General features: G+C 47.1%; 9 protein-coding genes. 6 read left to right on the top strand and 3 right to left on the bottom strand.

The annotated features are described in order from the left end of the window. Positions 1–227 precede the first annotated feature (227 nt). Positions 228–2528: a DNA polymerase II gene (locus PRUTH_RS03435; RefSeq protein WP_257221014.1), complete on the bottom strand. Its 2301-nt coding sequence runs from the start codon at positions 2526–2528 to the stop codon at positions 228–230. Between the two features lie 147 nt (positions 2529–2675). On the opposite strand from PRUTH_RS03435, the gene dinG reads away from it, so the two are divergent. From dinG to rsmS, 6 genes are read left to right on the top strand one after another with little or no spacing between them, the layout of a single operon-like run. Then, positions 2676–4748 carry an ATP-dependent DNA helicase DinG gene (gene dinG, locus PRUTH_RS03430; protein ID WP_151172524.1) on the top strand — a complete coding sequence of 691 codons (2073 nt, stop codon included), beginning with the start codon at positions 2676–2678 and terminating at the stop codon, positions 4746–4748. Beyond that, positions 4749–5525 carry a TSUP family transporter gene (locus tag PRUTH_RS03425; protein ID WP_151172523.1) on the top strand — a complete coding sequence of 259 codons (777 nt, stop codon included), beginning with the start codon at positions 4749–4751 and terminating at the stop codon, positions 5523–5525. It abuts the gene before it with no gap. Next, positions 5525–6133, top strand: coding sequence for a primosomal replication protein (locus PRUTH_RS03420; protein WP_138547882.1), 609 nt, complete (start codon positions 5525–5527; stop codon positions 6131–6133). Before PRUTH_RS03425 ends, PRUTH_RS03420 begins: the two co-directional genes overlap by 1 nt. Then, the gene (locus PRUTH_RS03415) at positions 6130–7044 is read left to right on the top strand and encodes a histone deacetylase family protein (protein WP_151172522.1); all 915 of its coding nucleotides are present in this window, start codon (positions 6130–6132) and stop codon (positions 7042–7044) included. The genes PRUTH_RS03420 and PRUTH_RS03415 overlap by 4 nt, the downstream gene beginning before the upstream one ends. Positions 7045–7097: 53 nt before the next feature. Further along, on the top strand, positions 7098–7388 hold the full coding sequence (locus PRUTH_RS03410) for a late competence development ComFB family protein (protein WP_053910976.1): 291 nt from the start codon (positions 7098–7100) through the stop codon (positions 7386–7388). Further along, positions 7360–7521 (top strand): pleiotropic regulatory protein RsmS, encoded by a 162-nt coding sequence (gene rsmS / locus PRUTH_RS03405; RefSeq protein WP_053910977.1) that lies wholly within the window; start codon positions 7360–7362, stop codon positions 7519–7521. Before PRUTH_RS03410 ends, rsmS begins: the two co-directional genes overlap by 29 nt. 60 nt (positions 7522–7581) lie before the next feature. Here the strand turns inward: rsmS and PRUTH_RS03400 are convergent, their stop codons facing one another. Further along, entirely contained in the window at positions 7582–10272 is a 2691-nt protein-coding gene (locus tag PRUTH_RS03400; RefSeq protein ID WP_257221012.1) for a 7TM diverse intracellular signaling domain-containing protein, read from the bottom strand. 20 nt (positions 10273–10292) lie between these two features. Further along, positions 10293–12548 carry a TonB-dependent receptor gene (locus PRUTH_RS03395; protein ID WP_257221011.1) on the bottom strand — a complete coding sequence of 752 codons (2256 nt, stop codon included), beginning with the start codon at positions 12546–12548 and terminating at the stop codon, positions 10293–10295. Positions 12549–12591: the final 43 nt, after the last annotated feature.

Below are 12591 nucleotides of genomic sequence, written 5' to 3'. Positions count from 1 at the left end.
TTGTAGACGTGATTGTTTTTATCGCGGCTGTTAACCGCTTGTAATTAAATGCACTAATTAATGCACTTTGATTGTGATAATAAACAATTATGGAATTACCGGTCAACACCAAATTAACAAAACAACTATATCTATAACAATTGATCACTAAACAAACTTAAAAGCTCAGCACTTAGGTAAAAAAGAAGGACAATATAGACTCCTTTGTAAATAAAGGGGTTTTTAGATTAAATTAATGTGAATTGACTATCTAGGGGGCAGTGAAGCGATACATCGCACACATCAGCAATGTCATCGATGATGGGTTTTAGCTGTTTTTCGAGGTAATGTGCCAAGTCCAGTGGCCTACAGCTAGGGGTGCAGCGAGGACCATCAACTGTTATAACGTACTCAACCCAATCACCTTTAGCGTAACTTTGAGTACTATTTCGTGCAGCTTTCACATGAGGGGGAGTTGCTTTGGTGTATTCATCAGGGTTTTTGCCTAAGCGTTTGGCATAAGTTAAGAGCTGAGCGTTATCCCCTTTCTGTAAAGTGTTAACATAATTATCAATGATATGTTGCAGATTTGCACCAGTGAATAATCCTTGAAACAGTTCACCTTGAAACTTTCTCGCCAGTGGCGTCCAATCGCTACGCACCGACTCCATGCCTTTAAAAACGAGCTCGCGGCGCTTCTGGACCAATAAACCGGTGTAACGTTTCTTCGTTCCCACGTCTTTATGCCTTGCCTTGGGCATAAAAAAAGGTCGATATAGGCTTTCGTATTCAAGCTCCAAATAACTAGGTATTCCATAGCTTTGTTCAAGTGTTTGTCGCCAACGGTTGTTAATTTTTGTCACTAACTCTTTGGCTAACGTATGGCTTTGTTCGTCACTAAGCTCTTCGGGTAGTGCGATAAAGGTAGAGTCGGTATCGCCGTAGATCACATCTACGCCATATTCAATCAGCCACTGTCGCGTTGTTTGCATAATATCGTGCCCGCGCAGGGTAATCGAGCTGGCTAGTCTTGGGTCATAAAAGCGACAGCCTTTTGAGCCAAGCACGCCGTATAGGCTGCTCATGATAATTTTGATAGCCTGCTGAAGATGAGGGTCGCGGCGCTTTTTGGCCTCTTGACGGGCCTGTGCGAGGCTGGCAACCAAATCAGGAAGATGATGTTTGCTGCGAGAAAAAAATGCCTCATGATACCCAACAATTGCGTCATCAGGAGCATTGAGCCCCTCTATTAAGCCCATGGGATCGATACAAAAGGTACGAATAATACTCGGATAAAGGCTTTTAAAGTCAAGAACTGCAACATTTTGATAAAGACCGGGCACCGAGTCCATCACATAACCGCCTGGGCTGTCGAAGGTTAATCCATGATCGCCTAAATTAGGAGCCACATAACCACTGCGATGTAACAATGGCAAATAAAGGTTGGTGAACGCCGCCACCGACCCTCCTAGCCGTTCTAATGGCAGCCCTGTAAGCTGGGTCCGCACAATAGCAAAGTCGACCAATTCAAGACGAGCAAAGATGGCTAATACAAGCTCACAGTCTTTTAAGTTATATTCAGCAAGTTGCAGTTTATCTTCGTTGAAAAGCCGGGAAATCTCGGAAACTTTGTCTTTGTTTTCGATAAGCTTTCGCTCGCCAAGGATTTCGTGGGCAACATTATCAAGGGCAAAGCTGGGGTAGTAATATGTGGCGTTTTTAAGCATATCAATGCCATCAAGTACAGCGCGCCCGGGAACTATAAGCTTAGCGACTTTTCCTCCGCGCCACACAACCGCCTCGTTATTGCGTCCTAAATTAAGACGAATACCCAATTGTTGAGCGCGATAGCACAGCAGCTGAAAGTCAAAGTCGACCACATTCCAACCAACGATCACATCAGGGTCTATATGGTGTATGTGCTCTTGTAACCGCACGAGCAAAGCGGCCTCATCCTCAACATACTCAAGCCACGAGCGCTCTTCGGTGCTACGCCCAACCATCAGCACCTTTTTAAACCGTTCACTTACCAAGCCAACACTGTAAAGCACCCCATCGCCACTGCATTCAATATCCAGCGATAAAACCCGCAAAGTGGGCCGGTAGTGGGGATGGCTTTTAAACCGCGCTTGGACTAAGGAGCCATTAGCACTGGAGGTGCCGTCTACCCAAACGCCGCCGCGAATAAATCGCTCCATTAAGAAGCGCTCGTGCGCGCGGATATCATCCTCGTATAACGTAATTCCTTGCTCTTTAAGCTGTTCTCGCGCCGCATAAAACTGATTCAAGTGCGTGAAATAACACCCTGCCATGGGTTTACCGGCAAAAGAGTGCAGCGTTACTGTGCGTATATCACAAGGTAAGTTAGCGGCTTGGAGTAATTTTATCACTCGCTGCTGCTGCGATTGGGCAACGAAAAATACCGCAGACTCAGCGACAGATTGTGCTTTAACTGGGCCGTTGTCTGTGGCCAGCCAAAAGACATGACTGATACCATCGCTCAGTTGCCGTGTTTGCGCGGAAAGGATAAACCCTGCTATTGGAGCCAACCGAATACCTATAGAAGTGAGTAAATACAGCGCGTTGTTTTCTATGTCTTGCCCAAGCATCACAACATAAGTGAATTGTCACTTGAGTCATATGCAGCCACACTCTAAAATGGTCGCACTGTAAATATATACATAAGTTGATACACCATGCTATCCGATCCGCTGAAAAAAACAATCCGAAACGCTCATCAGCGGATAGCTTCAAGCATGGACGATTATCGCCCTCGTGCTAGCCAAAACTACTTGGTCGCAGAAATAGCAAAAACACTCGCTGGTGAATACGACAAAAAGCAGCGCATTTGCGTGGTCGAAGCCGGAACCGGAACCGGCAAATCTTTGGCATATTGCTTAGGTGCCTTACCACTGGCACTCAAACGTAATAAAAAGCTGGTGATTGCAACCGCTACAGTAGCCTTGCAAGAGCAGCTGCTCTATAAAGAGTTACCCTTTTTTGCCCAGCACAGCGGTCTTACTTTTAGTTATGATTTGGTCAAAGGCCGGGGGCGCTATATCTGCGCCCATAAGCTCCATAACGCCGTCAATGGCGAACAAGAGCAACTCGCGTTGACGCCCACTTTAAGCTCTCCTTTGAGTGACATGGAGCAAAAATGTCTGCATCAGCTGCATGATGCTTACCAAAACAAACAGTGGCAAGGTGACCGAGACTCATGGGCCGACGTGATCCCAGATCGCGTATGGCACCTTATTGCCTGTGATAAGCATGCCTGCCAACGGCAGATGAAAGCACACCAAACCTGCCCTTTCCATCTTGCGCGGCAAAAAATAGCGCAAATGGATGTGTTAGTGGCCAACCACAGCCTATTATTGGCCGATTTGGAACTCGGCGGTGGCGTGATTTTGCCGGAGCCAGAAAACTGTATTTATGTGATTGATGAAGCACACCACTTACCGCATATCACTCGCGACTTTTCATCTGCCGCAGCAACCTTAAAAGGGACTCAGGATTGGCTCGAGAAACTATTCAAATTCAGCGGCAAAATGGCGCAAACCATTTTTAGCGCCAGCGCATCAGGCAGCCAATTTAAACTCAATGATGCCCTTGATGATGTGGCCAGAGGCATGAAAGCCGTGCTGAGTATGCTTGATAGTGCAGACTTTCAATACACCGAAGACGACACCTATCGTTTCTCTCACGGAGTGCTGCCGCAACAGCTCACAGTGCAAGCCAAAGATATCAGTGAAGCCAGTAAAACGGCGCTACGCACCCTCAACAAGATGCACGAAGCGCTCAGTAGCGACGTAAATGATGGCGATGTAAAGCCGTTTATTGCTGACCCTATTTTAGCTGAAAGTGGGCAATATATAGCCCGTTTAGAAACGCTACAAAAGCTGTGGCAAAGTTATGCTAAAGAAAGCGAAAGCGTTCCCCATGCCAGGTGGATAAAGCGCATGGAGTATAAAAACCATCATGACTACCTCCTGAGTGACTGCCCTATTGAAGTGGGGTTTTACCTCAAAGATAAATTATGGCGCGAGTGTGCAGGAGCGGTATTGTGTTCGGCCACGCTCAGCGCCTTGGGCTCCTTTGAACATTTTGCCCATGAAAGCGGGCTACGCTCAGAGCAAGGAGTTAAGTTTATCAAGGTGCCCTCACCGTTTGATTACCCCAATCAAGCGCAGCTGCATATTCCCAAAACCGAGTGTGAGCCAACCGACAAAGCGTTTAGCGATTACCTTGCCAAAGCACTGCCCAATACCCTAGATAAATCCAAAGCCAATCTGGTGTTGTTTGCTTCTTATTGGCAAATGCACCATGTCGCCGAGCGTTTGCGTAAACAAGGGTGGGACATTTTAATGCAAGGCGAGCTATCTCGGGATACATTGATCCGACGCCATAAGCGCCGTATTGATGATGCCCAAGGCAGTGTGCTGTTTGGCACCCAAAGTTTGTCTGAAGGCCTCGATTTGCCGGGCGATTACCTGACTAATCTAGTGATCACAAAAATCCCGTTTGCGGTGCCCACCTCACCGATTGAAGAAGCGCAAGCAGAGTTTGTAGAGCAAAAAGGGGGCAACCCGTTTTTATCCATTACCGTACCGGACGCCGCCAAGAAATTAGTACAAAGCTGTGGTAGACTGCTGCGCAAAGAAAGAGACAGTGGTGTGATTACCATTTTCGACCGCCGCTTAATCACCAAGCGTTATGGTAAAGCCATGCTCGATACCTTGCCGCCCTTTAAACGAAAAATAGATTATTAGATGTTTGAACTAGCTCTCGACCCATCGACTTGGGCCATTTTATGCGCCGTAGCCCTTGCTGCAGGCTTTATAGATGCTATCGCCGGCGGCGGCGGTATGTTAACCGTACCTGCCCTACTTACTGCCGGATTACCCCCGCATTTAACTCTGGGGACTAACAAGTTAGCGGCCAGTTTTGGCTCACTGACAGCCAGTGTCACCTATTACCGTAAACGTTTGTTCGACCCTAAGTTCTGGGCTGCGTCAATTCTGGCCACCGCTATCGGCGCTACCCTAGGCACCTTATTGGTCGATAGTATGAGCACCGAGTTTCTCAACAAACTCATTCCTGTGGTGATCATCGCCGTCGCTATCTACTCCTTATTTGGCAAGCTCAGTCCACAGCAAAGTAACGATTTACCGCTGCTCTCTGGCGCTATACGCATAAAACAGTGGCTACAAGGCTTAGCCTTAGGCTTTTTCGATGGCATGGCTGGCCCGGGCACGGGCACATTCTGGACCGCGTCAAATAGCCTCCTTTATAAAATGAGCCTGTTGATCAATTGCGGTTTAGCCCGCTCGATGAATTTTGTCAGTAACTTTATTTCACTGATCACCTTTGTAGCACTCGGTCATGTTAACTTCTTACTCGGCGCCACCATGGGGTTATTCTTGATGTTAGGGGCCTGGCTGGGGGCTCATTCAGCTATTCGCTTCGGCTCAAAAATGATCCGCCCGGTATTTAACACCGTTGTTATTGTGTTAGCACTGAAACTCGTCTATGAGGCTTATTTGTAATGAGCTCTGGCCATGCATTAGCGCGATTACAGCAACAACTGGAGCGTCTGCGCAATGATGCTGAACAATTTGATAAAGCCAATTGGTTTGCTAAAAATCGTTTTATGCAATCCAAACATGCATTGTTCGATCGCAGTGTGTTTAATAGCAAAAGTATGCTGCTCGTTGATTACGTTGATGAAGTGCAAACGCAACTTGAAAGACTCACGAGAAGCCTTGAGCATCAAGGTCGTCATCAATATGGTTTCGCTCTCACGCATATTACCGAGCAAATAGAAGCCATCGTCAAAGTGCTTAAAGCAACCTCTGTGTGGGCGAAAGAAAATACACCTACGGCGAGGGCAAAAAAGTACCAAAAAGCGGTGAAAAAAATTATTCAGCCAACCAATGAGCTTTATCAAGAGCTGGCTAAAAATCACGAATTTGAACGTCGCTTGGGGCAAATGATTGACGACCGCAAACAACAGATGCATGGCGCTGATGCCACCACCGTTGCTAAGTTAAATCAGGAAGTCTTAGCGCTGCACGCACGCTTAGGACGCTGTCGTAAGGCCATTAGCGCCTGTGAAGAAAAAATACAATTAGCAGAGAAACAAGCGATACGATGAAATTATTTTATCACCCTATCTACTCTCAGCTCGACCTACCTGCTCACCATCGTTTTCCAATCAGTAAATATCAACAACTCTTCGACATGCTGTGCGCACACCCAGAACTCAAATCAGGTTTTACTATTAGTTGCGCCGAACCTATCTCGGTGAGCACGTTAGAGCTTGCTCATGATGCTGACTACGTTCATCAGTTCATCACTGGCACGTTGGCGGATAAAGCGCAAAAACGCATCGGCTTTTGCCACAGCGACGCATTGGTAGAGCGCACCCTACAATCAGTTGGCAACACTTTGGGCGCAGCCCAAGCGGCACTTAAAGACGGGGCCGCGATGAATTTAGCGGGCGGTTACCACCATGCCTTTGGCAACTATGGCAGTGGCTTTTGTATTTTTAATGATGCTATCACCGCAGCTCGATATTTGTATCAAGTGGGGCTCATTGATAACGCCCTTATTATTGATTTAGATGTTCACCAAGGTGATGGCAGCGCCGCCATCGCTGGAAGTGACGACGCCATTACAACCTTGTCATTGCATGGTGAGCGCAACTTTCCACGAATCAAGCAAAGCTCAGACTACGACTTTGCTCTGCCTTTGCATTGCAACGACCGTGTTTACTTGGAGACACTCACACAAGCGCTAAAGTTAACGCAGCGTCTGCATCGCCCGGATATTATTTTCTATAATGCCGGGGCCGATGTACACAGCGATGACGAGTTAGGAACCCTGAGCCTAAGCTTGGACGGTGTCGGCGCTCGTGATGCTCAGGTGCTTACTCATGCAAAACACCATCAAATCCCAATTTGCACTATGCTTGGCGGCGGATATCAACGCAATGTAGAGCAGCTTGTCAAAGTGCATTGGCAACTTTTAAAGCAATTTCATCAGTGCTTTATATTGGACAGTTAGGTAACCTGAGCTATGCTAATTAAGATGGTATAGTTACGGGAAAACAGTGAGTTATGAAACTACATGACGACGTCCACAATTATTACGAAAAGTTGGTATTAGAGGAAATCGATCGCCAACAATTGCAGCATATGTATGACAGCGATACACTAGCGGACCTATGTTGTACGGTGCTCAATCAACTTCCACCCCGCTATATTCGCTTTGATGTTGACATGGCATTTTACCTATCCACAGCTGAAGCTGAGCAAATGCAGGAGAAGGTTGAGGCCGCCATAAAAGTAGCCTTAAGCCTAATCGCAAAGCGAGGAAGTCATGCCCAAACCCGAGAACAATCTCGATAACGCACCAGAAGAAGTAAAATTAGCCGTAGACCTAATCATGCTGTTGGAACAAAACGACATTGAACCAAGTACCGCGCTCGCGGCACTGGAAATTGTGCGCCAAGATATGCAAAGGCGATTACAATCAGACTGAGTCGTCTAATCTAAACCGCGTCACCTGTCCTCGCATGCTTTACCTTGAAAAAGCGACCCATTAACATAAGTTCGGGTCGCGCTTAAGCGCATCGTGCTCAAGCTTAGCTAGCTCTGCGATGAGGCCATCAATTAATCCCATAGCCTGTTCTGGGTGCTCACTTTTTAATATCTTATCCGCTTGCTCCGCTAACGCTTGAAGCTGCTCGAAACCAAACATTGCAGCGCTTCCTTTAAGGGCATGAACCGACTTACCAAGCCCGATCAAGTCCCCATATCTGGATTGGTTTTCTAGCTGCACCCGCTGCTCAGCCAATCCTGATACATAGTCATCGCGAAGAGCCTGCATATCCGACTCAGGTAAATCAATATCAACAAATTGCTCCGGCAGTGCGAGATAGTGGGCAATCTTTTTAGCAAACTGCTCTCTGTCGATGGGTTTGCCAAGGTGATCCGCAAATCCAAGCTTTAAATATCGCTCAATTTCATGGCTCATGGTATTCGCCGTGAGTGCTATCACCGGCGTAGTGCACCCCGTCGCTTGCAAAAACGACAGTGCTTGCTCGCCATCCATAATGGGCATTTGGATATCCATCAACACTAGGTCGAAGTCTCTTTCCAACGCCTGAGTGACAGCTAACTGCCCGTTTTCGACCCAAGTCACCTGCAATCCCATGCGCTCCAATATACGCTGCAGCAATTTGGCATTATCACGGTTGTCCTCTGCCAACAGTACATGACCATGCAGCTCACTTTGAGCGATACAATCCTCACTATGCTCATCCGCATTGAGCGCTTTGCTGTAGCTCTCTAACCACTGCGTTTGCTCGGTTGTTTTAAGCGCCAAATCGACAGTAAAAGCGGTGCCCTGCCCCTGAATACTCTGCACGTCAATGTCGCCACCGAGTTTGCGCGCCAAGCTCTTTGATATATTTAGGCCCAACCCAGTGCCACCGTATTTACGTGAAGTGGAAGAGTCCGCCTGATAGAAGGCTTCAAATAGCTGAAACTGTTCTTGCTCGCTCATGCCAATACCGGTGTCTTTTACGGTGATAATAAGGCGCTCATCCTTTGCTGCAACATCAATATTAATGCTGCCAACACTGGTAAATTTTAAGGCGTTGGCGGTTAAATTTAACAATATTTGTCGCAACCGAGTGGCGTCAGTGTAGATATAGTCCGGCAATGGAAAGTGGTAATGCAACGAAAATCCCAAACCTTTATCGCGAATTTGCTTACCAAGAATAGACTCCACTTGGCCTATGGCGCTAAATAAGTGCGTTTTCGCGCTTTCGACCTCAAGACGGTTGGCTTCTATTTTCGACATGTCGAGAATATCATTGAGTAACCCAAGCACATGGCGGGCGTTTTGTGCAATCACATGGGTCGCTTGGCTTTGCTCATTCGCTTTTACATCCCCTAATAACAGCCCTTCAGCGTAACCAATGATAGATGTCATAGGAGTGCGGATCTCATGGCTCATGTTCGCCAAAAAGCGAGTTTTTGCTTCGCTGGCATCCCGTAGCTCAACCGTTAACGCCTGCAACTCACCCGTACGCTCTTGCACTTTTGCTTCAAGATTTTTAGTTAATTCAACATTGGCATCATTAATCAGTCTAAACTTGTCGGCCACGGCAAAAGCGAGTAACAACGCATCCAACGCTGTACCGATTAAACCAAGGTGATACAAATTAATATTGACCGAAGGCAATAGCCCAAGGTTAGTTAAGTTGCCCACCATATTTGGTAGCGCCATACACATGTAAGCCAACACAAAATAACGGGCTGGTTTGTAGCCTTGCATTATTCGTCTAATACCAATGTAAAGCCCTAAACACAGCGCTATCGCGGTCGCGAATGTGGCCCAAATAAACCCAGCTCCGGGGGAGATTACACTTATTGGCAAACCAATTAACGACACCCATGAGAAGATTAACGCTCCTCGGGCAAATCGTGGGTGGGTCTCATTAAGCTTGAGCAGGTGGATGTAAAATAGGGTGTTAGCCAAAGGTGTTAGAATAAAGCCAAACCAGTGCAGAGCGGTCAAGTCGATGGCAAAAAGCTGGCTCGGAATATGAAAGAAGTGACTCCATGCAAACACCCAGGCAGCAGTAAAAAATGCATAGTAAAGATGAGTTTTGTCTTTCGAGCCTAGGTAAATCAATAAGTTGTAGAGCCCCAGCACAATACCCACACTGAAACACAGCATCATGATGAGGTTTTCCCAAATCGCTTGCTGCTGATAATCACCCGGCGTAGATAGCTTTATTTTTGGCGGGGTATAAAATGCCGCGCTATGAAACTCGGTCACGATAATTACCGACTCATCTAACGGCAGGGTGAGTGTTTTCCCATAGTGAAAAGCAAACTCATACTGACCGCGCTCACCGCTTTGATAAAGCGTGCTTCCTGATTGCGTAAATACCTGCGTATTAATGACAGATACCACGCTATTGTAGGGGGCATACACCCACTGCTGCTGCGAAGACTGATTCGTGACCTTGTAGACGCTGACGTAACGCCCACCAAATAACTGCGGACGCTCTACTTTAGGCTGCTGTTCCAGCCAGCTAAGTAACTGTTTTTTTGATGTCGGTAATTGAGCTGTTTCGCTGATGCGGTAGTAATGGGGTGGCGCGTCAAAATCCATGGAATTCTGTGTTACCACCACGTGCTGCAAACTCGCCGAATGTGTCTGGGCACTTATCAGCAACAGTAACCCCATCAATACCTGTATTAAGTGCCTCGTCACAACAACCTCAAGGATCTATCTTAAAAATGGAAGGTTACATCCAAACCTACACGCCTGCCTTCGCCCTTGAAGTCTTCATACATTCCTAAAAACTCGCTGAGATCGAACTTTAAATGGCTGTAGTGTGTATCAAACACATTTTTTGCCCATAACCTTGCTTGCCATTGCTGGTAATCGGCCACAATATGCGCATCCCACAGTGTATAATCGCCTTGAGACGCAATAGGGTTTTCGTTTTGATCAAAATAATAATCTGATTGGAAATCAAATGACACCCCCGCCCTCATATCGACGTTGGTCCATGCCCACGAGTAAGCCAGTGCGCCATTGATATTCCACTTAGAGGTAAATGGCAACCTATGGTCCGTCAAGGTGTTGCCTAGGGGATCTGTATATTGCTCAAACTCTGCATTAGGGATATAACCAAGTGCTAAGTGTGCACGCCAGGGCCCTTTAGGGCGATAATACATTGTCAACTCCGCTCCGCTAATACGCGAACTAGCGACATTTTCCAACAATTGCAAAGGCGGTTGCTGTGGGTTAGCTGAAGCTTGATTCATGAAGACTTGTTGGTCGTCGTACTGATAATAAAAAATAGCCCCATCAAAACCAAAGCCTGAGCGCATTAATGGCGTTTTAAACCCTATCTCATGGGCGCTAAGCTGCTCTGGTCCGTAGTTAGCCTGTTGCGCCTGCTCTGGCGTAGATAAGAAACCGCCATTGTAGCCACCGCTCTTATGGCCGTCTGAATAACGATAATAATAAAGGTTATCACGGCTATCAGTGTAGTGCAGCGCCAGCTCCGTAGAAACGCCGTCATCATCTTGCTGTCCACTGACTTGGTAGTAATCAATGGTGATGCCGCCTTGAGGGTCTGCGGCAATCGGCACATTGAGTGTGGAGAGAGAATCATACTCGACAGTTTCATCGCTGTAGCGTACCCCAGTTATCAATGCCCAACGCGGCGATAACTGCCATTGAGCATGAGCAAACAGTGCCCAAGAGCGAGTGTCTATCTCGTTATCGTATAAAAAATTAGCCGTCAGGCTCGGGTCTAAGATGCCGCGAAAGTCACGCAGCAAATCATTGTTATTTAACTGCTCTATTTGCTCGGATAACTGATATGCACCCAAGGTAATATGATGCTGCTGATAGTGTCCTTGCAGTCTTAGTTCGTTGCTCAAGCTGCGTGTCTGCAACCCGAGGTTTCCTTCGCACAACCGTGCGAGCGAGCCATCGCAATTAAAACCATGGTCGCGCTCAAGGTCGCTCACTCCCAGTAACCAGAGCGCTTGCCAGTGAGTGTTCACTTGCCAACCTAACTCATTAGTGAGTCCCCAACGGGTAGTTTCATGAGCATTGTTGTTGTTTACCTTCACCGCCCAGAAGTCATCGCTGCCATCATTAAAACCAAATGCGTCAACACACTCACCTTGGTTAATTTGAGCCAATGTACAAGGTGAGCCATCGCTGGGAGATATAATTCCAATGTTTCCGACAGGCTGTATCAGTCCCTGCCAGCGACTGTACTCAACTTTAGTGAACCAATTGAGCTGTTGCCACTGCCCTAAATAACTAACCCGGGCGTCATTTTGCTCAAGGCCGGCTTCGGGGTAGGCTTGGGCTAGGTTGTAACTGGTGTAATCATATTTCTGGTGATTTAACGCTACTCTCAAAGCTTGCTGTTCGGACAGCTGCATATTCCCCACCAGCTGCGCTTGACGCCAATCATCACTGCCAATAGCGCCTTTGACGTAGCCGTAGTTATCGAACTCAGGGCGTGCAGTGCGCACTAAAATTGCGCCCCCGGTGGTGTTACGGCCAAAAAGCGTACCTTGTGGCCCTTTCAGAACCTCCACTTGCTGTATATCGTATAGGTTAGCAATTTGATGGCTGGCAGAGCCGCTGTTTACCCCATCAACATACAAACCGACCGGGGAAGTATTAGCGGTATTGTAATCAATCAGCCCAACACCACGAATATTAATGGCCGGCGGTGTACCTTCGGCGGCATTTTGCGATATTTTCACATTTGCCGAGAACCGTCCCAACTCGGTGGTATCTTTGATAGCCGCATCCGTGAGCTGTTGCTCGCCGATATAGGTAATCGATACACCGACTTCACTGGCTTGCTGAGCCCGTTTTTGCGCGTACACTTCGATCACTTCCATCTGCTCATCAGCTGAAGTTTGTTGAGCCTGTGCGACCGTCGTACAAGCAAAAGGTATACACAGCAGAGTCCGCTTAAGTTGCCAAGTCATTTTTTTATAACGCATTAATTTAATTATTGATCTTAGTATAGAAGAAACCTCGTCATAA

It is taken from the genome of Pseudoalteromonas ruthenica (assembly GCF_008808095.1).
Taxonomy (GTDB): Bacteria; Pseudomonadota; Gammaproteobacteria; order Enterobacterales; family Alteromonadaceae; genus Pseudoalteromonas; species Pseudoalteromonas ruthenica.
This window is presented reverse-complemented; position numbering and strand designations above follow the sequence as displayed.